The organism is Flavobacterium psychroterrae (assembly GCF_018380615.1).
Taxonomy (GTDB): domain Bacteria; phylum Bacteroidota; class Bacteroidia; order Flavobacteriales; family Flavobacteriaceae; genus Flavobacterium; species Flavobacterium psychroterrae.
In genome coordinates, this window is record NZ_JAGYVZ010000017.1 from 19,302 (window position 1) to 41,761 (window position 22,460).

Annotated in this window: 22 protein-coding genes; 2 read left to right on the forward strand and 20 right to left on the reverse strand. The window is 32.9% G+C overall.

Annotated elements, in window-relative coordinates; genetic code table 11:
- Position 1 precedes the first annotated feature (1 nt).
- Entirely contained in the window at positions 2-1,471 is a 1,470-nt protein-coding gene (locus KHA90_RS17170) for a nicotinate phosphoribosyltransferase (RefSeq protein ID WP_213303441.1), read from the forward strand.
- A gap of 56 nt (positions 1,472-1,527) precedes the next feature.
- Here KHA90_RS17170 and KHA90_RS17175 read toward each other — a convergent pair whose 3' ends face one another.
- The 7 genes from KHA90_RS17175 to KHA90_RS17205 form a co-directional block, all read right to left on the reverse strand.
- Positions 1,528-2,232, reverse strand: a complete 705-nt coding sequence (locus KHA90_RS17175; RefSeq protein ID WP_213303444.1) for a hypothetical protein — start codon at positions 2,230-2,232, stop codon at positions 1,528-1,530.
- Positions 2,233-2,814, reverse strand: a complete 582-nt coding sequence (nadD, locus tag KHA90_RS17180) for a nicotinate (nicotinamide) nucleotide adenylyltransferase (RefSeq protein ID WP_213303447.1) — start codon at positions 2,812-2,814, stop codon at positions 2,233-2,235. It lies immediately after the preceding gene.
- A gap of 28 nt (positions 2,815-2,842) precedes the next feature.
- Positions 2,843-3,265, reverse strand: a complete 423-nt coding sequence (locus tag KHA90_RS17185) for a DoxX family protein (protein ID WP_213303450.1) — start codon at positions 3,263-3,265, stop codon at positions 2,843-2,845.
- A 75-nt stretch (positions 3,266-3,340) separates the two neighbouring features.
- On the reverse strand, positions 3,341-3,916 hold the full coding sequence (gene gmk, locus KHA90_RS17190; RefSeq protein ID WP_213303453.1) for a guanylate kinase: 576 nt from the start codon (positions 3,914-3,916) through the stop codon (positions 3,341-3,343).
- A gap of 75 nt (positions 3,917-3,991) precedes the next feature.
- The gene (locus tag KHA90_RS17195) at positions 3,992-4,375 is read right to left on the reverse strand and encodes a hypothetical protein (protein WP_213303456.1); all 384 of its coding nucleotides are present in this window, start codon (positions 4,373-4,375) and stop codon (positions 3,992-3,994) included.
- A 15-nt stretch (positions 4,376-4,390) separates the two neighbouring features.
- Complete coding sequence (locus KHA90_RS17200; protein ID WP_213303458.1) at positions 4,391-5,251, reverse strand: YicC/YloC family endoribonuclease; 861 nt, start codon at positions 5,249-5,251, stop codon at positions 4,391-4,393.
- A 411-nt stretch (positions 5,252-5,662) separates the two neighbouring features.
- Positions 5,663-6,016, reverse strand: a complete 354-nt coding sequence (locus KHA90_RS17205; RefSeq protein WP_213303472.1) for an arsenate reductase family protein — start codon at positions 6,014-6,016, stop codon at positions 5,663-5,665.
- Between the two features lie 77 nt (positions 6,017-6,093).
- On the opposite strand from KHA90_RS17205, the gene KHA90_RS17210 reads away from it, so the two are divergent.
- Positions 6,094-6,549 (forward strand): DinB family protein, encoded by a 456-nt coding sequence (locus tag KHA90_RS17210; protein ID WP_213303475.1) that lies wholly within the window; start codon positions 6,094-6,096, stop codon positions 6,547-6,549.
- Between the two features lie 81 nt (positions 6,550-6,630).
- On the opposite strand, the gene KHA90_RS17215 is transcribed toward KHA90_RS17210, so the two are convergent.
- From KHA90_RS17215 to KHA90_RS17275, 13 genes are all read right to left on the reverse strand, one after another.
- Positions 6,631-7,122 (reverse strand): septal ring lytic transglycosylase RlpA family protein, encoded by a 492-nt coding sequence (locus KHA90_RS17215; RefSeq protein ID WP_213303478.1) that lies wholly within the window; start codon positions 7,120-7,122, stop codon positions 6,631-6,633.
- Between the two features lie 87 nt (positions 7,123-7,209).
- On the reverse strand, positions 7,210-7,632 hold the full coding sequence (locus tag KHA90_RS17220) for a hypothetical protein (RefSeq protein ID WP_213303481.1): 423 nt from the start codon (positions 7,630-7,632) through the stop codon (positions 7,210-7,212).
- 104 nt (positions 7,633-7,736) lie between these two features.
- Complete coding sequence (locus KHA90_RS17225) at positions 7,737-10,565, reverse strand: TonB-dependent receptor (RefSeq protein WP_213303484.1); 2,829 nt, start codon at positions 10,563-10,565, stop codon at positions 7,737-7,739.
- Positions 10,566-10,886: 321 nt separating this feature from the next.
- Positions 10,887-12,530, reverse strand: a complete 1,644-nt coding sequence (gene pgi / locus KHA90_RS17230; RefSeq protein WP_213303486.1) for a glucose-6-phosphate isomerase — start codon at positions 12,528-12,530, stop codon at positions 10,887-10,889.
- Between the two features lie 155 nt (positions 12,531-12,685).
- Positions 12,686-12,985 (reverse strand): type II toxin-antitoxin system RelE/ParE family toxin, encoded by a 300-nt coding sequence (locus KHA90_RS17235; protein ID WP_213303489.1) that lies wholly within the window; start codon positions 12,983-12,985, stop codon positions 12,686-12,688.
- Entirely contained in the window at positions 12,978-13,226 is a 249-nt protein-coding gene (locus tag KHA90_RS17240) for a type II toxin-antitoxin system ParD family antitoxin (protein ID WP_213303492.1), read from the reverse strand. Before KHA90_RS17240 ends, KHA90_RS17235 begins: the two co-directional genes overlap by 8 nt.
- A 143-nt stretch (positions 13,227-13,369) precedes the next feature.
- Positions 13,370-13,924, reverse strand: a complete 555-nt coding sequence (locus tag KHA90_RS17245) for a hypothetical protein (RefSeq protein ID WP_213303495.1) — start codon at positions 13,922-13,924, stop codon at positions 13,370-13,372.
- Positions 13,925-13,970: 46 nt separating this feature from the next.
- Positions 13,971-15,191, reverse strand: coding sequence for a M23 family metallopeptidase (locus KHA90_RS17250; protein ID WP_213303498.1), 1,221 nt, complete (start codon positions 15,189-15,191; stop codon positions 13,971-13,973).
- A gap of 21 nt (positions 15,192-15,212) precedes the next feature.
- On the reverse strand, positions 15,213-16,154 hold the full coding sequence (locus KHA90_RS17255) for a tryptophan 2,3-dioxygenase family protein (RefSeq protein ID WP_213303501.1): 942 nt from the start codon (positions 16,152-16,154) through the stop codon (positions 15,213-15,215).
- Positions 16,154-16,924 (reverse strand): DUF3108 domain-containing protein, encoded by a 771-nt coding sequence (locus tag KHA90_RS17260; protein ID WP_213303505.1) that lies wholly within the window; start codon positions 16,922-16,924, stop codon positions 16,154-16,156. The genes KHA90_RS17255 and KHA90_RS17260 overlap by 1 nt, the downstream gene beginning before the upstream one ends.
- A gap of 299 nt (positions 16,925-17,223) precedes the next feature.
- Positions 17,224-18,384, reverse strand: coding sequence for a 4-hydroxyphenylpyruvate dioxygenase (gene hppD, locus KHA90_RS17265; RefSeq protein ID WP_213303508.1), 1,161 nt, complete (start codon positions 18,382-18,384; stop codon positions 17,224-17,226).
- Positions 18,385-18,614: 230 nt separating this feature from the next.
- A complete protein-coding gene (locus KHA90_RS17270) occupies positions 18,615-19,772 on the reverse strand; it encodes a homogentisate 1,2-dioxygenase (protein WP_213303511.1) in 1,158 nt (385 codons plus the stop codon).
- A gap of 297 nt (positions 19,773-20,069) precedes the next feature.
- Positions 20,070-22,451: a patatin-like phospholipase family protein gene (locus KHA90_RS17275; protein ID WP_213303514.1), complete on the reverse strand. Its 2,382-nt coding sequence runs from the start codon at positions 22,449-22,451 to the stop codon at positions 20,070-20,072.
- Between the last annotated feature and the right edge of the window lie 9 nt (positions 22,452-22,460).

Here is a 22,460-nt window from a genome sequence, read left to right on the forward strand (position 1 = left end):
CATGAACCCACTATTATTAACAGACGGTTACAAAGTTGACCACAGAAGACAATATCCGGACAAAACCACATTAGTATATTCTAACTGGACACCCAGAAAATCAAGAATCGAAGGAATTGATGAGGTAGTATTTTTTGGATTACAATATTTCATTAAAAAATATATCATTCATGATTTTGATGCTGATTTTTTCAAAAAGCCAAAAGAAGAAGTAGTTAAAAAATATTCTCGCCGAATCAATAATTATTTAGGTGAAAACCAGGTTGGAACAAAACACATTGAAGATTTACATGATTTAGGATATATCCCAATGGTTTTTAAAGCCTTGCCGGAAGGAGCGAGCGTTCCGTTAAGAGTGCCAATGTTCACCATGTACAATACGCTTCCGGAATTTTTCTGGCTGACGAATTATTTCGAAACCTTACTTTCTGCAGTAGTTTGGTTGCCTTGTAACTCCGCTACAATTGCGAGAGAATATAGAAAAGTATTAGATAAATATGCTGGTGAAACTTCATCAGTTCCTGAATTTGTAGATTGGCAGGCGCATGATTTCTCTATGAGAGGAATGGGCGGAATAGAAGCTGCAATAACTTCTGCAGCCGGACATTTATTAAGTTTTACAGGATCTGATACCATTCCGGTAATTGATTTCTTCGAAGATTATTACTACGCTAATTCTGATCAGGAATTAATCGCAGGTTCAGTTGCTGCAACAGAGCACTCTGTAATGTGTATGGGAACTACCGAAGGAGAATGTGAAACTTTTAAAAGATTAGTTACTGAGGTTTATCCAAAAGGAATTGTGTCTATCGTTTCTGATACCTGGGATTTATGGAAAGTGCTAACCGATTATTTGCCGCGTTTAAAAGAAGATATTATTGCCAGAGAAGGTAAAGTCGTGATTCGTCCTGATAGTGGAGATCCGGTTGATATTATCTGCGGAAATCCGGACGGAAAAACCGAAGAAGAGAAGAAAGGTGTAATTGAGCTGCTTTGGGATGTTTTTGGAGGCACAACCAATGCAAAAGGATATAAAGAGCTTATTCCGCAAATTGGCGCTATTTACGGCGATAGTATTACCGTTGCGAGATCTATCCAAATTTGCGAAAGATTAAAAGCAAAAGGTTTTGCATCTACAAACGTAGTTCTTGGAATTGGATCATTTACATATCAATACAATACCAGAGATACATTTGGGTTTGCAATGAAAGCGACTTACGGAGAAGTAGATGGAGAAGGAAGAGCTATTTTTAAAGACCCTATTACAGATGATGGAACTAAAAAATCTGCCAAAGGATTAATGAAAATTGACTTAGTTGATGGTGTATATCATTTAACCGATAATGTTTCGTGGGAAGAAGAAAAACAAGGAGAATTGAAAGAAGTTTTCAGAGATGGAAAACTTTTAATAGAGCAATCTTTGAGTGATATTAGATCACGAGTAAAAGCTCAAATAAGCGTTACGCTATAAAATGCGAAAAGCCTGAATTTAAAATTCAGGCTTTTTTGTTTTTGTTATGATGTTTTTTAGCAGCAGTATTTTGCTCTCATTTCTTTTGCTTCTTGATCAGAATTGTATCCTATAAAAAGCAATCCTTCTGTGCATTCCATTCTTTTTTCTTTGATTAATTTTGCAACAAATAATTCAAATTCAATGAATAAACGATATTCAGAATTTATTAAATTTAGATATTTTCTTTGATATGGAATTTTTTCATTTGTAATGATATCCAATAAAACTGATTGCAATTCATCAATGTGTCTTTCAGAATCTAATTTAAAATTTCGGAAAATTTTTTGATGATCATAAATAAAAGAAATGGAATTTTGTACTCCGTTGCTGTACATGGGGCCAGATCTTGTGTTTTCATTGCTTTGACCAGAATAAGAGTTTGCTTGTAGAATTAAATTTTCTATTTTATTGTATTGATACTGTTCGGTATCAATAATTAAAAAATTATCTTCAAAAGAAATGGTTCCTATAAAAGACCCATTTAAGTTTTCGTATTCGTTTAGTCTAATGGCACCACCAATTAAATACATTATAACTGGAACTATAAGTAAGCAATATGCATATTTTGAAATGTCATATCCAAATGAAGTTTCTATAAGCAGAAGCAATAAAACATACGAAATAATTGTAATTAAAGAATAGTACGTTAGCTTTTCAGACAAAGTAAAGTCGAATTGTCTGGATTTATTTGGGTAAAAAATCGAAGCTGAGAAAGGCATTTACTTCTTATAAAAATTATTGTGATCAATATATTCCCAAACTTTTGGAGGCAATAAAGGCTGGATATTTTTTCCTTCTTTAATACTGTTTCTGATAAAAGTAGATGAAATCTCTACAATTGGAGCATCAATCATATGCACTTTGGGATGCGATTTTAATTCGATGTTTTCTTCTTCTTCAGAAATTCTTGGATAAACATAAATATCATAATGATCCAGAATCACTTCGTAGTTTTTCCATTTATGAAGCGTTTTCAAATTATCTTCTCCCATAATTAATGAAAAATCATGAGTTGGATATTTCTCTTGTAAGTGAACCAAAGTATTTACGGTATAATTAGGCTGAGGTAATTTAAACTCAATATCCGAAGGTTTAATCTTGGGGTAATCTTCTGTGGCCAGAAAAACCATTTGCAAACGTTGATGATCGTCCAGCAAAGTAGATTTTTTCTTTAACGGATTGTGTGGCGTAACCACCATCCAAATCTGATCTAAGTCCGCAAACTCAGCCATATGATTGGCAATAATTAAATGACCAACATGAATGGGATTGTACGTTCCGAAATAAAGGCCTATTTTCATAAAAGTGATACTGTAATATTAAATAAGCTTAAAAGCGGCTTTTTTTAGAAATCAAATAATCAACAGAGAATTTTCCACTTCCCGTTACAAGCAATAGTAAATAAAATAATAAATATAAGATTGCCATTTCTTTAACGTCGACAGGATCAGCTCCATGAATCACAAATACAGCGATAAGCATTGTAACTATTAAAGGTAAAGTAGCTAATCTGGTTGCCAAACCTATGAAAAGAAGAAATGAACAGATTATTTCGGCAAAAACTGCAAGAGTTAAAGATGCCGTTTTTCCTACTCCCAACGGATCCGGAAATTGAATATCTCCTCCCTTTAAAAGCATATTTAACTTAGACAAACCATGAATAATCATTAAAATTGCGACCGATAGTCTAATTACAAGAATAATTATGCTCAGGTAATTCTCGTTTCTTTTTACTTCAAATAAATTAATCATGATACAAATATTAATTGATGTTATACATCAAAGCTAACGGTTGTTTTTGTGAAATAGTATTGATTTTTGACCTTTCTAATCTTTATTAACAAAAGCTTTTACTAATTGATAGGCTTCTTCTTTAGCAGTATCAAGGTCGTAATTTTTTATAATCGTGTCAAATTGAGGCGCAGTGGCCAATTCAACAGATGCTTTTGCAATTCGCATATTGATTTTGTCATCACTTTCGGTAGAACGCTCTTTAAGTCTGCGTTTCAATTCATCAACGCTTGGAGGTTTAACAAAAACAGCTAAAGTTTGTTCCGGAAATTTATGTTTAATCCGCAATCCGCCGGCAACATCAATATCAAAAATAACATTTTTTCCTAAAGCCCAAATACGGTCAATTTCAGATTTTAAAGTACCATAAAAATTATCGCGATATACTTCTTCCCATTCCAGGAAATTTTCGGCTTTAATATGCTTTTTAAATTCCGGTAACGAGATAAAATAATAATCTGTTCCGTGAACTTCTTCTCCGCGTGGGTCGCGAGAAGCCGCTGAGATTGAAAATTCTAAATTTAAATCCTCTTTCCCAAGTAAATGTCTTACTATAGTTGTTTTTCCCGATCCCGAAGGTGCTGAGAAAACAATTAATTTTCCTTTGTTCATTATGTATGCTTTTGGCTTTTAGCGTTATGCTTTAAGCTTTAATTCGTATGTTGTTTCGCGTTTACCGCTAAATATTTATTCTATTTTTTTATAAATTGTAGAACAGCCTTCATCACAAATAAATTGATACTCATTAGTTACAGGATCTAAAGTCATTTTTTTAGAACTCCACTCATTAGTACGGCAGAAATAGAAAAATTCTTCTTTAGGAAAAATAAGATGCAGACTATCTCCTATAATTTCATATTTACCCTTATTTTTAAGATGATCAATTACAATATTATTTTTTTCAAAAATAATTTCATCTCCATCTTCAATATCGGTCCTGGATTGAGTAGCTCCGTTACTGCTTATTGATTCGATCGCCTTCCATTTGCCAATTATTGAAAACTCTTCTCCTTTAAAAACGCAGCTAATATTGAGAATTAGTAAACACGAAAGAAGAAATATTTTTTCCATAACAAAAATCTCAGATTACAAAACATTCAAAACCTGTTCTTTAATCTTCTCCAATTCATCCTTCATCATCACCACCAATTTTTGCATTTGAGCATGATTTGATTTTGAACCCATTGTATTGATCTCGCGACCCATTTCCTGAGTAATAAAACCTAATTTACGACCATTAGCTTCAGTACCTTTTATAGTTTCTAAGAAATAATCTAAATGATTCGTTAAACGAACTTTTTCTTCCGTAATATCAAGTTTCTCTAAATAGTAAATCAATTCCTGTTCGAAACGATTTTCATCAACATTCACTTTCAATTCAGCTATTGCAGTTTGCAAACGATCCTTAATTGCCTGAACACGTTCCGGATCAAGTGCTAAAGCATCGTTCATATATTGGCGAATATTTCCAATTCTTAAATTGAATTCCTTCTCAAGAGATTCACCTTCATCTTTTCTAAAAGTCAAGATATTTTGCAAAGCTTCTTCAATGATAACCTTAATTTGGTCCCAATCGTTTTCGTCGATTTCCTCACGCTCCGTTTTTAGCGTATCAGGCATACGAACCGCCATTTTCATTAATTCAGTTTCATCAGCAGCGGGATATACTTCTCTTAATTGAGCAATATAGTTTTTTACAACCGGAACATTTACTTTCGTTGAAGTTTGTTCAGAAGTACTTTCGATATAAATCCCGAAATCAATTTTTCCTCTTTCAAGTTTCGTAGAGATCTGAGTTCTTAAACCTAACTCCATTTCGCGATAAAGCGATGGCATTCTTACGTTTAAATCTAAACCTTTACTGTTTAAGGATTTTACTTCAACGGTAATTTTTTTTGTCGGCAATTGCAAAGAAGCTTTGCCAAACCCTGTCATCGATTGTATCATATAATTGAGTATAAAGGCGCAAAGATAAATAAAACTTTGCAGTCTTGAGTTTTAAATCGCTAATCTGTTAAAGACAGCTTTGTGTAAAGTTTTTTTGCCACGAATTTCACAAATTAGCGCGAATTTATTAGTGGGAATTCATGAATTGTATTTTGCCACAGATTAAATGATTTTATAGATTTTACCAATCTGAGAGAATCTTTTAATCTGTGGCATTATTTTTAAGCTCAACAAACAATTTGTGAAAATTTGTGAAATTTGCGGTTAACTTTTTTATAGTCAAAATTTTAATTTGGGCATTCCCTTCGGTCGAGCTATCCGCTCCCAATCTTTTTTTTGAGCAGAAAAAGCTCAAAAAAAGGATTTCCGCTTCTATCCCTAACGCAAACCCGGATTTACTAGAACTTTACGTTATTTTGCCAGAGCTTTAGAAACTTGTAATGTAACAGGCTGACTGTTTCCAATATAAATTTTATCATCAATAATAAAAACCGGACGGCTTAAAAAAGTATAATGTTCTAAAATGTATTTTTTGTAATCAGCTTCAGTCAAAGATTGGTTTTTTAAATCCATCGACTTATACAATTGCGCTTTTTTACTAAATAAAGCTTCGTAACTTCCTGCAAGTTGGTGCATTTCTTCAAGTTCTGCTTCTGTAATCGGATTTTGTTTGATATCGTGAAAAACCAAATTATTGTCTTTCGGTAAGCTTTTAATAATCTTTCTACATGTATCGCAAGTAGCTAAGTAATATATTTTGTTCATGATTGCTGATTTATTTGAATACAAAGAAAATTCATTTGAAATAGATAATTGCCTAATTTTATAAAAAAAACACAACTATGAATTCAGTTTTTGAAACGCAGAAAACGATTAGAGAAGTTCTTCTGAAATTTTTAGATAATTATTCATTAGAACAATTGAATAAAATTCCGCAGGGTTTTAATAATAATATTATTTGGAACGCCGCACACTGCATTGCTGTTCAACAAGCTTTAGTATATAAATTGTCTGGTTTATCGGCAATGGTTTCTAAAGAGTTTATATTAAAATATTCAAAAGGAGCAAAGCCGGAAGGTGATGTAAACCAAGATGAAGTTGATGAAATTAAAATATTACTTTCTACGACTTTGCACCAAACGCAAAAGGATTTTGATGATCGTATATTTGTAAATTTTCAGGAATATACAACTAGCTTAGGGAATACGTTAAGAGATATTCACGGCGCACTGGAGTTTAATAATTATCATGAAGGACTTCATTCAGGCGTAATTATGAGTATTAGAAAATTTGTTTAACTTTTTGATTATTAAGGATTCTTTAAAAGCAATAAACCCGACAGGTTTTAAAACATGTCGGGTTTGAATATAGATTAATTACTATTCTACTATAGTTTCAATTGTAACTTTCATAGCGCCGGCACCTTTGTTTTTGGTGATTTCCATAAAAGCTCTTTTAGACAAATCGAGTTCTCTTGTTTTTACAAATGGGCCACGGTCTGTGACTTTCACTATTACAAATTTTCCGTTCGCTTCATTTGTAACTTTTATTCTTGTTCCAAATGGGAGCTTTTTGTGCGCTGCAGTATATTTACTGTTGTTGAATCTTGCTCCGCTTGCGGTTTTTTTTCCGTTAAAGCGGTCAGCGTAATATGAGGCGTGAGCGTTTTTTTTATAAGCTTTTAATTTTAGGCCTTTGTCAGTAAAAACTGAATCAGTTGGAATTGCAAGTATGTCTGGTCTTGCCGTTTTTACTGTATCCTGAATTATTTTGGTTTCTGTTCCTGGTTTTGTTTGACTTATAACGTAAGTAAAACAGCTTAAAAAAGTTAATGAAATTGTTGTAAGTATAATATTTTTTTTACTTCTCATGGGTTATTTTTTTTCAGACTTGGGGAGTTTGTACAAATAATATGCCGAGATAAAAAAAGCCCTATTGTTTTAGGGCTTTAGTTAGTTTTAGAACCATAAGTTCCATGGGATTCTACTTAAAATAAGCAATAATCCTAATCCGTAATAAATAGCAAAAGTTTTAAATTTAGCTTCGCTATTAATTAGTTTTTTATGTTTTGACCATCCAATAGTAATTAAGACAATTGCTATAAGGTTGATTAAGGGGTGTTCTAAAGAAGTTAATCTTAATTCTGCATTAGACATTTGTCCAAATGCTGCTTTTCCTAATGGAGAAACAAAATAAAGAATTATTCCAATCAATAACTGAGTGTGAGTTCCTATTAAGGCAAACAATGCTATTTTGCGATCTTTAGCAGTAAACTCTTTTTTTGAAGTTAAGCCGATTATAGCATTTACAACTGCAATTAATAAAAGTAAAAGTGCTAAATAAGCCCAGCCAGAATGGAATTTTTGTAGAAAATAGTACATAAATTTTATTTTTTGTTAAAACAAATATAGCAAAAAAGGTATAAAAAAAACGGCATTGGACTAAAAGTCAATGCCGTTTTTGGTATTTATTTAGATTCTAAATATTAGAAATCGTAACGTAATGTAAAGTTCCAAGTTCTACCGAAACCAAAGAATACCTGATTGCTTGTAGCAACACCATCATAAAGTAATCCTTTAGATGCGTAAGTTCCGTTTGCACCAGGTGCTTGTGTTCCTGAAACAGGAAGATTATCATCTGCAAAAATATTAGTTCTGGACTCAGCAATGTAAACTTTGTCAAAAAGATTGTTTACGTTAAGTCTGAAGTTTACAGATTTGTCTTTGTTTTTACCAGTTAACATTTTGTATGAAAAACCAGCATCCATTAATCCGTAAGAAGGTAATTCTAAAGCTCCTTTATTGTCTGGAGAAGTAAAGTTAACAGGTGTAAGTCCAGCGTATAATTTATCATTAAAGTTGTAATTAGCATCAACTGTTACTCTTGTAACAACTTCGTAAGAAGCTCCTACAGATGCAGTCATTTGAGCAGCATCACCTACTTTTACTTTGTCCATATATACTGGAATTCCTGTGAATCCAGGAACTGGCGTGTTATCTGCTTGGAAATAAGCATTAACGGTAGCATCTCCTTTGTATTCCCAAATTCCGTATGAGAACATACCGGTAACTTTTAATTTCTCTGTAATGTTTGAACTTCCTTCGAATTCAATTCCTGAGTGAACTTCATCAAGACCTAAGTACTCTGTGTAAGTTGTGTTTGCAGCGATTAAACCAGCAGCTGGAAGTGGGTTACCTTTTAGGTATCTGTCATTCCAGTTTGTGTTGTAAACATTCACAGTACCATTAAAATATTTAGAACGGAATCCGTAACCAGCTTCAAAACCAATGATTTTTTCATTAGTAAGATTAGGGTTTACTGTAGATCTGTTGTTAGGGTAAACTGAGTTAAAGAAAGGTTGTTTAGAGTAGTATCCTGCATTTACATATACATTGCTTTTTTCGCTAATGTTGTAGTTTGCACCACCTTTTACGTTACCACCTATGATTTTTTCGTAATCTGTAGAAGCTAAAGGATCAGTTGGTAAGTAAACAAAACTGTCTTCTCTTTTGTATCCTTGTTGAGATACAGATCCTTGTACAAATGCAGTTAAGTTATCTTTTGAATACTCTAATTGAGTAAATGCACCAAGCCATTGTACTTTTCCAGTACTGTTAAAAGCTATTTTATCGTAGTCTTTTTTCTGAAAAACATTCCATTGAACATCAGTTGGGTAAGTTGATGTGATGTGTCTTGCCGGATCACTTTTCATTAATGTGTCATAATATTCTCCGCCACCTAATAAATCATTTACAACTGTATAGTGATAACCTGTGTAAGTCCTTGCATCAACACCAAAATCTAAAGTTAAAGTGTTCGTTAATTTTTTATTCAAATTAATTACAGCTCCGTACCAGTCATGTGAGTTGATTGATGAAGTTTGAGAAATACCAGAAGTTCCTGTACTTGCTCCAGCTGCTGCGTTAGAACCTGTAGAAGAAGTGTTTTGGTAAACACCTCCAACTTGAGCTCTTGTTTGTAAACCTGTAAATCCATTAATTAAAACTGGTGTACCTGAGTTGTAAGCTACGATTTTATCGTAATCTACTAATCCGTCAGCAGTTCTAAAAGCTAAGACATCACTATAACTTTTTCCTCTAATTCCACCAGTTGCGCTAGCACCTGCACCACGACCCATTGAAGCGTATAATACAGAAGAAAGTTTTGTAGTTTCGTTAATTTTATAATCCCAGTTGATAGAAGCAATAGGTTTATGGTAATAGTTTTTTCTGATGTTATAAGCTTCACCATTTAAATATCCAGCGTCTGGATTGTATCTTGTATTTGGATCACTAAGTGAACCATATTGTTGGTAAGTAGCAATTGTAGAAACAGTAGATCTTTGGTTGTGCCATTGTGGAGCACCTGTTACTGTAAATTGGAAGTCATGTTTGTCATTTTTTGTAGAGTATCCTAAAGCTACGTAGTAGTTAGAACCTTCAAATTGAGTTCCGTTGATATATCCGTCTCCCATTGTTTGAGATAACAAGATAGATGCAGAAAGACCATTTTCTAATTTTCCAGTATTGTATGAACCCTGGATTTTGAAATTTCTTCCATTTCCAAAACCAGAAGAGAAAGATCCACCTTCTTTTTTGTCTGAAGATTTAGTGATAATGTTGATTGTTCCACCAACTGATGCTACAGCAAGTTTTGATGAACCTAAACCTCTTTGAACCTGCATTGCAGTAGTAACATCTGATAGACCAGCCCAGTTACTCCAGTAAACAGTTCCACCTTCCATATCATTGATAGGCATACCGTTAACCATAACAGCAATGTTTTTTTGATCAAAACCACGAATGTTGATTCTTGAATCTCCAAAACCACCACCTGATTTAGTAGCATATACTGAAGGAGTGTTTCTTAAAATCTCCGGAAATTCCTGAGTTCCTAATTTTTCCTGAATTTCAGCAGCTTTAATTGTAGAAACTGCTACAGGAGTTTTTCTGTCCTTAGCAACGTCAACAATACTACTTTTTACAACTATCTCGCTCAATTCATTAGAATTTGAAGCTAAAACGATTGTTCCTAAGTTAGTTGTTCCGCCATTTGTAACTGAAAATTTTAAAGTTAAGTTATCGTAACCTAAAAAAGAAATAACGATTTCCCCTGTACTTGTTGTTGTGTTGAGAGTAAATTTACCATCAAAATCTGTAGAAGTTGCAGTCGCAGATCCTTTGATCACTACGTTTGCTCCTGGTAAAGAACCTGTACCGTCGGTAATCATACCAGTAATTTTTCCTTGAGAAAATGCGGTTGAAACTATCATGAACAAAAGTCCAGTAAGCAACCAATTTTTCATTGTCTTCATTTGTTATTAGTTTATTGTTTTTGGCAAAATTATAACATTTAAATCAGATAGTGTTATCAAAACGTTAAGGACGTTAACTTTTGTCTATTTGATTGCGAATTAAAGATATTTTTGATATTTTTATTAGGTTAATTAATGTTTTAATGAGTTTATAGCCTTGTATTTTGTTAAAACTGTATTAATTTGCCTTATATTGTAGCTTTAAACTTTCATTAATGGCAATTTTATCGTAATTTGTTGTAGTATTTATACGTAAAAAACGCCTTAATTTATGTAAAATTAAGGCGTTATAGTTTTTGTGCTTTTTATCTTAATAGCTTTCTATTTGTGCTTTAAAAAGTGATTTAATAAAAATGTTGTCGAGCTGTCATGATTATTAACCTTCTTAGTGTTAATTTCATCTAAAATAGAATTGGCTAATTGTTTCCCTAATTCTACTCCCCATTGATCAAAACTAAAAATGTTCCAGATTACACCCTGAACAAAAATCTTGTGTTCGTATAAAGCAATCAAAGATCCTAAACTTTTTGGAGTCAGTTTTTGAATTAGAATTGTATTAGTTGGCTTATTTCCTGTAAAAACTTTAAAGGGTAATAAGTAAGATGCTTTTTCTGAAGGAAGGCCTTGTTTATCAAATTCTGCCTGAACTTGTACTTCAGTTTTTCCGTTTAATAAAGCTTCTGTTTGGGCAAAAAAGTTAGACATCAATTTATCATGATGATCTTCATTGCCATACAATGGTTTTACAAATCCAATAAAATCAGTCGGAATCAGTTTTGTTCCCTGATGAATCAGTTGAAAAAACGCATGTTGAGAATTTGTTCCAGGCTCTCCCCAAATAATAGTTCCGGTTTGATAGTCAACAGGTTTTCCATCACGTCCAACGCTTTTTCCGTTACTTTCCATAGTTGCCTGTTGCAAGTAAGGAGCCAGTTTTGATAAATATTGTGTGTATGGAATTAAAGCTTCGCTTTCGGCTCCAAAGAAATTGTTGTACCAAACACTTAGTAAAGCTAATATTACCGGAATATTTTCGTCGAATTCTGCTGTTTTAAAATGTTCATCCATTTCATTAGCACCTTTCAATAAATCGTTATAATTATCAAAGCCAATTGCTAAACTAATGCTTAACCCAACAGCGCTCCACAATGAAAATCTTCCTCCAACCCAATCCCACATCGGGAAAACATTGTCTGGATTAATTCCGAATTCTGTTACTTTTTGAATATTAGTAGAAACGGCAACAAAATGTTTTGCAATATCTTCTTGTGAAGCCGATTTTAAGAACCATTCTTTAATAGTTTCTGAATTTGATAAAGTTTCCTGAGTAGTAAAAGTTTTAGAAACGATTAAAAAAAGTGTTGTTTCAGGATTTAGTTTTTTGATAACTTCATTAACGTGATCGCCATCAACATTCGATACAAAATGAACATTTAAGTGATTTTTATAAAATTGTAAAGCTTCAACTGCCATAACCGGACCAAGGTCAGAACCTCCAATACCAATATTTACAATATCAGTAAAAGCTTTTCCTGTAAAACCTTTTCGTTCTCCGGAAATTACTTCATGACTGAATTTTTTGATTTTGTTTTTTACTTCATAAACTTCAGGAATCACATTCTCTCCGTCAACTTTTATAACAGCAGATTCAGGAGCACGTAATGCAGTATGTAAAACCGCACGGTTTTCTGTCTGGTTGATTATTTCTCCGCCAAAATATTGAGAGATTGCATCTTTTAATCCAATTGAATTGGCTAATTCCAGTAAAAGAGAAACAGTTTCCTGAGTGATATTGTTTTTAGAATAATCAACTAAAAAGTCATTCCATTGTAAATTGAATTTTTCAACACGGGCATTATCTTGTTGAAACAATTCTTGTATCGTAGTTTCGTGAATTGCATTATAGTGGTTTTGCAGATTTTTCCACGCTTCAGTCCCGGTTGGGTTTGTTGTGTTTAAAGCCATTTTTTGTTTAATTTGAGAAAGTGGTTATAAAAAACAAAAATACTGAAATTACTTTTAATAGCTTTAAGCTTCACAATTATATAACAAATAGTTACGAAAACGATTTTTAAGAATGTTTTTCGAATATAAAGTATCTTATTGTATTGAGCTAAATTTTATTCTCGTATACGACTTCTTAAATTCATAGCAGAGTGTAGGAATCTTATGATTTCTATTTCTTTTGTGTTCAAAATTTTGTAGAAGATAATATGTTCTCCGGATTTGTAACCAAATAGGTCTTTGTATATTTCAGAATAAATTTTGCCTAAATTTTGATTTTTTGCTAATTCATGACAATCGCCTAATAATTCATTGTAATATTTATCAGCTTGTTTTTCTGACCAGACTTCATAAGAATAATTCCAAATTTTAGATAAATCGTCAACAGCTTTGTTAGTAAGGAAATATTTAGCCATTCCTTTTTTTTGCTTTTAAACTTTCCAGATGATGGATAGGTTTGAAATTTTCAGCAATACCGCTGTCAATTCCTTCATTGATCGCTTTTTTCAGAGCAATTATTTTGCTCTCTTCTTCCTCAAGCAATCTTAAGCCAGCACGAATTACTTCACTTGCGTTTTTAAATCTGCCTTCTGAAATTCTGTTGTCAACAAAATTTTCAAAATAATCACCTAAAGATACAGATGTGTTTCGTCCCATGATAATATAATTTTTGTAAAGTTACCAAATTTTGGTAATTATAATTGTTTGTGACTTCGTAAAATTTTATTATGGTAATTACCAAATCTTCCACCAGGGCTTTTTGTCAACTTTAATTGTTTTGTTGACAATATCAATTTCTATTACTTTAGTTTTTCGATTTTAATTTTCGAATCATCAAAAAATAGTTCTCCATTTTCATTTATTCCCAGAGGAGATTTGGTTCTTAGTTTCCAGTCTTCTGTTTGTAATTCCGGAATTAAGGCTGAATGAATTTTATCTGTGAATTTTTTCCGGGCTTTTTCTATGATTTCTTCCTCTAAGTTTGAAGTAGAATTTTTAAGAAGTGAAATTGAATTATCCGGGATGTTTAAAAGAAAAACTTGTGTTTTGTTATCAATTTTCTGAATGTCCAAAACCTTAAAATAAGCAATAGAATCTAAAAGAAAGTGACCGTTTTTTCCCGAATCAGGATTGAACTTGGATATGTCTTTTGCATGAGCGCTTGCAATTAAATATCTAAAATTACCCGAAAGTCCGCCCCCAATTGAACTCATATCCGTAAAACCTCTTTCCTGAATTATTTGCCCAACTTTATAATTGGCAATTAATGCGTCAGAAAGATTAGTGTCTCTGTAAAATAATTTTAAACCTGAAAATGTTTCATTATAAATCGATTTGATTCGGGCATTTTTCATGTTCTCTTTTTATTTACTGAATATTTTATTTCTGATGAAAAATTGTTTACAAATTCCCAATACTATCCAATTCTCTTTTTAGAGGTTCCATTTGATTCATGAAACGCGTTTTGTCATTTCCTGTCAATGATTCTCCTGTAGGTAGATTCAGTCTAAGTGCATCAACCTGAATTCCGTTTTTCCAGAAACGATAACAAACGTGAGGTCCGGTTGCAAGTCCTGTGCTTCCTACTAATCCAATAGTTTGTCCTTGTGTAACACGTTGACCGCGACGTACTAAAATTCTCGACATGTGTAAATATTGAGTAGAGTAGGTGCTGTTGTGTTTTACTTTTACAAAGTTTCCGTTTCCTGCTGTATATCCTGTTGCTTCAACAATTCCGGATGCTGTTGTTGAAATTGGCGTTCCGGTTGGCGCAGCATAATCTGTTCCTTTGTGCGCTTTCCACGTATGTTGTACTGGATGAAATCTATTCATTGTAAATCGTGAAGTGATTCGGCTGAATTTGATTGGCGTTTTCAGAAAGAAGTTTTTTAGTGTTTTTCCTTCGTCATCATAATATTCTATTTTTCCTGACATGGTGTCTTTTTCAAATGGAAAAGCATAAACAATTTTACCTTTATATTCAAAAAAAGCGGCTTCAAGATCTTCAACACCGTCATACGTTTTCCCGTTGATGAAACGTTCCGTGAAAATTAATCCGTAACGATCTCCTTTTTTAAGTTTGAAGAAATCTATTGACCATGAAAAGACTTTAGTAATTCTGCTGGCAAGAGCTGCTTCTACACTTTCGTTTCCTAAAGTTTCAGACAATGAACTTTTTAAAACTCCGCCAATAATTTTGCGTTTAAGCGTAACGGGTTTTATTTTTTTATAAGCTTTAGAAATACTGTCGCGAAAATCAATAACATAATAAGTCAACGCGTCCGGCTGATAAATGAAAACCTGAAGATTGTTTGTTTTATTTTTTGATCGAAGTAGAGTATAAGGTTTGTTGTACCGAATCGTTCTTACATTAAAAGAATCTTTTATTTGTTCAACGATGTCATAAACTTTTTTGTCTCCAATATTTTGACTTTGGATGATAGATCCAAAAGAGTCTCCTTTTTTTATGGTGTCCTGAAGAACGTTAAAATCCGCATAATTAAATCCAAATTCTACTTTTTTAGTTTTTGGTTTAGTGATTTTAATTTCAACTTTTTCAGCGGTTTTATTACATGAAAATATTGAGAATGCTAAGATTATAAGTACGAATGCTTTTTTCAAACTTTAAATTTTTTTAGGAAATTAAGTGGTTGTTTCATTTCCCCAATTGGACAATTCATCTTCGGTCCACAATTTAGGAAAAAAGATGCGTCTTTGGTATTTTGGATGCATATATTTTTGCCAGTCACTTCCACCTGTAGCTTCCCCATTACCTTTTCCACTTTCTAAAATATATTTTCTTGCGGTATTTAAATGTTGCATAACCCAAGTGATATTCACTGTTTTATCATAGTGACGCATTGCCTGAATTAAGTCTTGATTCTGCTGATCTTCCACAGGTAATTGTGTGAATTTTTGCCAGATATTTTTATTTTTAAAAGTAGTAATTTGTCTTAAAAACTGATCTTTATACTTGTTTTCGAATTCCTGAAGTAAATATGATTTCGCTCCTGTGTGATAATCTTTTCCGGCAGCTTGCCAATATAAATGTTCAAAGCTGGTTTCTAAGTCAGTATTTTCGTCAAAATTTTCTTTATATCTGCGATCCGTTAAATTAATTACATCTGTCGAGGCAAATTCTATCAATCTATATTGTGCACTTTGAAAACCACTTGCAGGAGTTAACGTATTTCTAAATTTCATGTATTGATCAACCTCCATTCCGTTTTCCATAATGCTGAACGAATTTGTCAGCATATCAAAGTAACGGGTGATTCTTGATAATCTTTCACTAAAAAAATCTACCTGAATATTTTGCGTGTTGGCAATTTGATCAATTTCCCATAAAATCATTTTAAAAATCAATTCATTTACCTGATGGTACATGATAAAAACCATTTCGTCAGGAAGTGTAGTACGCTGCGTTTGTAGGCTTAAAAGAGCGTCGGTTTGAATATAATCCCAATAAGTAATTGGTTTTGACCAAAGTAATCCTTCTAATTGAACATCAGTTTTTTGATTTATAGCTTGGAATTTAAGGTCAATTTCTTTTAAAATTGATTCTGAATGATCAGTAAGGTTCATTATTTTTTTACTTTAAATGGATTTTTTAATCCTTTATATTCGTCGAGATCTGCTTTTAGTGATCCTACTGCAAGATCTGCTTTTATTCTAACCGGAACTTTATTGTCGTCATCTGTAATCCAGAGTGTTACACTTTCTTTTTCTTTAAATACACGACCGGTTTGTACCAAAGGTTTAAAAACCATTGTAGAAACGGTTCCAAATTTAGTTGTAATATCCTGACGACCTATATATTTTAACTTAAATTTTGTGATTTCTTCATCAAAAAACATGTCAATAGTAATGGCGTCGCCAGATTTTAGTTTGTCAATATTAGGATGATTTCTTAAATAGTAAAAAGAAGAAATAATGTCCTGAACATTATCTGTTAAAACGATTGTTTTTTCTGTTTTACGTTTGTAATCTTTTACTAAAACCCTGTTTTCGCTTTGATTAAAAAAACCTTCCTGATTTTTTGTGTAACCGCCTTCGTCGATTTTTCGAACATAACGATAAGGTTCTCCGGTTTGTTTGTCAAAATAACTTTCGTATAAATCTTCGACTTTAAAGAAAAATTTTGACATTCCGGTTGTATAACCTTTACCCACAGCATGAAACACTTTTTTATTGTTTATGGTGGCATCTTTTATTTCGAGTGTTGCGTAACCGGCATTTACAATTCCGTAATGAATTCGGAATTTGAAGTATTCTCCAATATCGAAAGCGTCTTCTTTAAAAGTATCGAAACTAAGTGTCGTGAGAATTAATATGATGAGGATTAACTTTTTCATAGTACAATATTTACATTTCATTATAAAGATAAAGAAATGCAAATTCTATTCCAAATGTACCAAAACAAAAAAACTCAGTCAAGGAATGACTGAGTTTTTATGCTATTAACTAACCAAAAAACTATAAATTATGAAATTTATATCAATTCAGAAGGAAACCACCCCTTCTTGATTTGCGAGTGCAAAGATAGATAGAAAGTTCAAAAAACAAATAGCAAAAGGCAAGTTTAACATATCATTTGCATTAAAAGCATGGTTTTATCGAGAATATGTTAATATAATGCAAAAATAATGCGGTTTTATAATGTACCTCTCAATTCTTGTTCTCTTTCAATTGACTCAAAAAGGGCTTTAAAGTTCCCTGCACCGAATCCTTTCGCTCCCATTCTTTGAATAATTTCGAAAAATAAGGTTGGTCTGTCCTGAACTGGCTTGGTAAATATTTGTAACAAATAACCATCTTCATCTGCATCGACCATGATGGCTAATTTTTCAATTTCGCTTAAATCTTCTTTCATCATGTCCATATGAACGCCTAATCTTTCAGGAATTGCCTGGTAATAGGTGTGAGGCGGAGCAGATAAAAACTCAACTCCTCTGGATTTTAAGTCAGATACAGTTTTAATAATATCATCTGTTGCAATTGCAATATGTTGGATTCCGGGTCCGCCGTAGAAGTCTAAATATTCTTCGATTTGTGATTTTTTCTTTCCTTCGGCTGGTTCGTTGATTGGGAATTTAATTCTTCCGTTTCCATTTGACATTACTTTACTCATCAATGCCGAATATTCAGTATTGATTTGTTTGTCATCAAAAGACAGGAAATTTACAAATCCCATAACATCTTCGTAGAATTTTACCCAGGTGTTCATTTCGTTCCAACCTACATTTCCAACCATGTGGTCAATATATTTTAAACCGGTTGGTTCAGGATTGTAATCTGATTTCCATTCTTTATAACCGGGCAGGAAAACACCGTTATAGTTTTTTCTTTCCACAAAAATATGCACTGTTTCTCCGTAAGTATAAATTCCTGAACGAACTACTTCACCAAATTCGTCTGATTCAACTGTTGGTTCCATAAACGAACGCGCGCCACGTTTTATAGTTTCTTCATAAGCGCTTCTGGCATCTTCAACCCAAAGTGCAGCAACTTTTACGCCATCGCCATGTTTCTGAAGATGTGCATGAATTGGCGAATCTTGTGTTAAAGGCGTTGTTAAAACAATTCTGATTTTGTCTTGTTTCAAAACATAAGAAGCTTTGTCTCTAACTCCGGTTTCCAATCCTGCATAAGCTAATGACTGATATCCGAAAGCTGTCTTATAATAATGCGCAGATTGTTTTGCATTTCCTACGTAGAATTCTACGTAATCTGTTCCTAATAATGGAAGGAAATCTTGAGCTCCTTCAAAGATTTTTTCTAATCCGTATTCTACTGATTTTACTTCTTTTGACATGATGTTTATTTGTTTAATCGGCTATTCGTTAATTTGGAAAAACCGAAGTGTTGATTTTAAAATTTGTTTTTACCGCAGAGAGCACAAAGTTTTTTTTATCAATAAGAGTTTGTAAAAAAACACAAAGATCACAAAGCTTTGCGAACTTGTTTTGATAAAAACTTCACCAGAAAATCTTTGTGAACTTTGCGTAAGATCCTTTGCGGACTTTGCGGTTAAATCGATTCTGATTATTCAGTCCAGGACTTGTAGTACTTTCCATCATCAAGTCCCATCGCTTCCTCCGTAACCATAAGTGGTCTGAAAGTATCAACCATAACGGCTAATTCACCAGTTTCTCTATGACCAATACTGCGTTCCATTGCTCCAGGCGCGGGACCATGCGGAATTCCTTTTGGATGTAAAGTGATATGACCCTGCTCGATATTATTACGGCTCATAAAATCGCCATCAACATAATATAAAACTTCGTCAGAATCTATATTGCTGTGATTGTATGGCGCCGGAACTGCTTTTGGGTGATAATCATAAAGTCTCGGGCAGAATGAACAAACGACAAAAGTTGCCGTTTCAAAAGTTTGATGTACCGGAGGCGGTTGGTGAACACGTCCGGTGATAGGTTCGAAATTATGAATCGAGAATCCGTATGGGAAATTGTAACCGTCCCAGCCCACAACATCAAAAGGATGTGTGGCATAAACTACTTCGTGAATCATGCCTTCTTTTTTGATTTTAATCAAAAAATCACCTTTTTCGTCATGTGTTTCCAATTCATTAGGCAAAATAAAATCACGTTCGCAAAATGGCGAATGTTCTAAATGCTGACCTGATTGGTTTTTATAACGTTTTGGAGTGTAAAAAGGAGAATGTGATTCGACATAAAAAAGTCGGTTTTCTTCGGTTTCAAATTCTATTTGATATATAATACCCCTTGGAATAATTAGGTAATCGCCATATTCAAAAGGAATATTTCCTAACATGGTTCTTAATTTTCCTTTTCCTTTATGGATGAAAAGCATTTCATCAGCATCGGCATTTTTATAGAAATATTTTGTCAGAGATTCTTTTGGAGCTGCTAATCCTATAACGCAATCTTTATTGACTAACATGGCTTTGCGGCTGTCAAGAAAATCATTTTCAGGTTTTAATTCGAAACCTTTAAAAAGTAATGATTTTATGTTTTTTCCAATTGCAATTTTCGGTTCAACCGAATAGGAATTTAAAATTTCTTTAACCTGAGTGGGTCTGTGAACATGGTATGATAATGACGAATGTCCGTGGAAACCTTCGGTACCAAATAATTGTTCGTAATAGAAACCTCCGTTAGGTTTTTCGAATTGGGTATGTCTTTTTTGAGGAAAGTCTCCGAGTTTGTGATATAATGGCATGGCTTTTCAATTAGATAATTTGTAAATTAGATAATTCGAAAAATTTGAATTGTGGGAACAGACAATCAGATCAATGTTATAATTGACTAATTATCTCAATTCGGTAGTTTTATTCAGGATTTCTCTTGATAAGGAATTGAAGATACTCTAATAAACCTGTCCATTTTGTTTTCATTATAACAAATGTCGTAATTATTATTGATTTAAATTATATATTATATCAATTATTAACGTTAAAAAATGAAATATTTTTTTAGTATAAAATTACTAAGATTTTCATCGATTCAAATATTTCTATCAGAATTGAAATCCAATACTAAACCAGGTATAACTTTTTGAAGTTTCCGGCGACCATGATTGTTTGACTTCGATTGGACCAATAATAGTTTCTAAACCATATCCTACGGCATATCCGGAATATTTAGGCATTGAAATCCAGTCAACAGTCGTGAAAATGTCATCACCTAAATTGGCAAAGTTTGCTGTAATGTTAACGTGGTTCTTTTTGAAAAGTTCATAATCTAAAGTAATAGCCGATTTTATAAAACTGTTTCCGGCAATGCTTAGAAAATCATATCCATAAAAATAATTGAAGTTGTTTATTCGGCTATAGCCAAAACCTCCCAGTATAAAATCAAAAAACGGTACACTATCACTGCCAATATTAAATCCTGCATCAGCTCCAATTTTAATAGTAGCTTTTCTAAATAAAGTTCGGGCAAAAGCAATCTCAGCTTTTGCAATTGAAAAAGGCTTGAATTGTTTTGTATAATCGGATGATGCCATATACGTTTGAAGATCTCCGGAAAAATACAATCCTGAATGTGGAAAACTTTTATTGTCAAAAGAATCATATTTTAAGTAGCCAAAAAGACTGAAATAATTACTTTTTTCTATAATGTTTTCACTATTAGAAAGTGTAGGTGAATTTATTTTCAGGTATTTATATTCAAAACCTCCACCCATCAAAAACTTTTGGACAAAAATGGTTTGAAAATACGCTTGGTTTGTAAGATCTAAAAAGTCTACATTGATCAAATTTACATTTGGATTTTCAATGGTCAAATTGCTAATGCTTGTTGTAACATTACGATTAAATTGATTTAATCTGGAACGAAATCCAAAGCTGATGTTAAATCCATTTTCGACATAATAGTTAAAATCATATCTAAAATTATCGCCTAAAATAATATCTAATGAGGTAATATCATTTTTTAGGAATGTTTTTTTATGAGTTAGATTTAATAAAATTCCGCTTTTATAAAGTCCATCATAATGTAAACCAAGTTTTAAATACGTTTGTGTCGGATTTTCTCGTAATACTAAATCAAGATTATCTTTTTCGCCGTCTGGTTGTAAACAATAAGATATAGTGCTAAAGTTTTGAGTCGCATTCAGGTTATTGATTCCTGTTTTTAAATCATCATAAGTAATAGTGCTTCCGGGTTTAAAACGGAGTTTTCCACGGATATATTCCCTTGTGAAGTTGTCTAGTTTTTCACTGTTGATTTTGTTTATTTCAATGGTGTCAGTTACAACTTTTAGTTTTGGTTTTTTATAAAAAGTGTCGTCGTTGACTAATGTTTTAATTTTTTCGTAAACGGCAAAAGCGGCTTCTTCCCCTTTTCTAATAATTTGTTCGCCTTTGTCAAATGAAATGACTCCATAATCACGAATGTCCGGTTTGATATAAACATCAGTATCTTTTATTTTGTCTTTCATTTTATCAATCGACTGTAAATTGGTAATCTGAACCAATATTCTGGTCGCGTTTTTCAGGTTTTTTCGTTTCATTAAATCATCTTGTACATCAACACCAATAATAATATCGGCACCAAGATTACGAACTTCTTTTATAGGATAATTATTGACAACACCGCCATCGACTAATAAATTGCCGTCAATTTCAACGGGAGTAAATAACGACGGAAATGCAGCGCTCGCCATCATTGCCTGAACTAAATTGCCTTTGTTTAATAAAACTTCTTCGCCGGTTTCAATGTTGGTACCAATACATAAAAACGGAGTTGGAAGTTTGTTGAAGTCGCGTACATGGCGCACATTTCTGATAAGACCGCTTAATAAATTATAATTGTACATTCCTTTTGAAAGCGCTTCCGGAATTCCAACTTTGAAATTACTAAAGGGTAAAACGATCGCATATAATTCGTCATTTTTTTTACCGTAAAAGTTTTTTGAAGATCGCGGAATATAATCATTAATAAGTTCGTCAAAATTAGTTCTTTTGAAAATAGAATCAATTTGAGATGCATTGTAGCCCGATGCATAAAGTCCGCCAATGATTGAACCCATACTGGTTCCGCCAATATAATCGATTTTGATTCCGGCTTCTTCAAGAACTTTCAAAACGCCAATGTGCGCAAATCCTTTTGCTCCGCCGCCAGATAAAACTAAACCTATTTTGGGTCTTCGGGCTTCGGCTTGTTTTTGTTTTTCGGTGGTTTCCTGTGAAAATGATTTTTGTGAACTGAAAAATAAAAGCGTGAAAATTACCAACTGTACGGTCTTGGTTCCGATAGCTATCGGAATGGAAAACTGCGAGAGAAAAAGCGATATTTTTCCCCGTAAAAAAAGAGCGACTTTAGAAGCTCCTTTTTTTATAGTAGAAAAAAATCGTTTTGACCGAGTATTTGAAATGGACAGCTGTTTTTGGCGCATAAAAAATAA

Bases quoted from the DNA above. Each gene is read 5' to 3' on its own strand.
- KHA90_RS17170 (WP_213303441.1), top strand. From the start codon at position 2: ATGAACCCACTATTATTAACAGACGGTTACAAAGTTGACCACAGAAGA.
- KHA90_RS17175 (WP_213303444.1), bottom strand. From the start codon at position 2,232: ATGCCTTTCTCAGCTTCGATTTTTTACCCAAATAAATCCAGACAATTC.
- nadD (WP_213303447.1), bottom strand. From the start codon at position 2,814: ATGAAAATAGGCCTTTATTTCGGAACGTACAATCCCATTCATGTTGGT.
- KHA90_RS17185 (WP_213303450.1), bottom strand. From the start codon at position 3,265: ATGATTAATTTATTTGAAGTAAAAAGAAACGAGAATTACCTGAGCATA.
- gmk (WP_213303453.1), bottom strand. From the start codon at position 3,916: ATGAACAAAGGAAAATTAATTGTTTTCTCAGCACCTTCGGGATCGGGA.
- KHA90_RS17195 (WP_213303456.1), bottom strand. From the start codon at position 4,375: ATGGAAAAAATATTTCTTCTTTCGTGTTTACTAATTCTCAATATTAGC.
- KHA90_RS17200 (WP_213303458.1), bottom strand. From the start codon at position 5,251: ATGATACAATCGATGACAGGGTTTGGCAAAGCTTCTTTGCAATTGCCG.
- KHA90_RS17205 (WP_213303472.1), bottom strand. From the start codon at position 6,016: ATGAACAAAATATATTACTTAGCTACTTGCGATACATGTAGAAAGATT.
- KHA90_RS17210 (WP_213303475.1), top strand. From the start codon at position 6,094: ATGAATTCAGTTTTTGAAACGCAGAAAACGATTAGAGAAGTTCTTCTG.
- KHA90_RS17215 (WP_213303478.1), bottom strand. From the start codon at position 7,122: ATGAGAAGTAAAAAAAATATTATACTTACAACAATTTCATTAACTTTT.
- KHA90_RS17220 (WP_213303481.1), bottom strand. From the start codon at position 7,632: ATGTACTATTTTCTACAAAAATTCCATTCTGGCTGGGCTTATTTAGCA.
- KHA90_RS17225 (WP_213303484.1), bottom strand. From the start codon at position 10,565: ATGAAGACAATGAAAAATTGGTTGCTTACTGGACTTTTGTTCATGATA.
- pgi (WP_213303486.1), bottom strand. From the start codon at position 12,530: ATGGCTTTAAACACAACAAACCCAACCGGGACTGAAGCGTGGAAAAAT.
- KHA90_RS17235 (WP_213303489.1), bottom strand. From the start codon at position 12,985: ATGGCTAAATATTTCCTTACTAACAAAGCTGTTGACGATTTATCTAAA.
- KHA90_RS17240 (WP_213303492.1), bottom strand. From the start codon at position 13,226: ATGGGACGAAACACATCTGTATCTTTAGGTGATTATTTTGAAAATTTT.
- KHA90_RS17245 (WP_213303495.1), bottom strand. From the start codon at position 13,924: ATGAAAAATGCCCGAATCAAATCGATTTATAATGAAACATTTTCAGGT.
- KHA90_RS17255 (WP_213303501.1), bottom strand. From the start codon at position 16,154: ATGAACCTTACTGATCATTCAGAATCAATTTTAAAAGAAATTGACCTT.
- KHA90_RS17260 (WP_213303505.1), bottom strand. From the start codon at position 16,924: ATGAAAAAGTTAATCCTCATCATATTAATTCTCACGACACTTAGTTTC.
- hppD (WP_213303508.1), bottom strand. From the start codon at position 18,384: ATGTCAAAAGAAGTAAAATCAGTAGAATACGGATTAGAAAAAATCTTT.
- KHA90_RS17270 (WP_213303511.1), bottom strand. From the start codon at position 19,772: ATGCCATTATATCACAAACTCGGAGACTTTCCTCAAAAAAGACATACC.
- KHA90_RS17275 (WP_213303514.1), bottom strand. From the start codon at position 22,451: ATGCGCCAAAAACAGCTGTCCATTTCAAATACTCGGTCAAAACGATTT.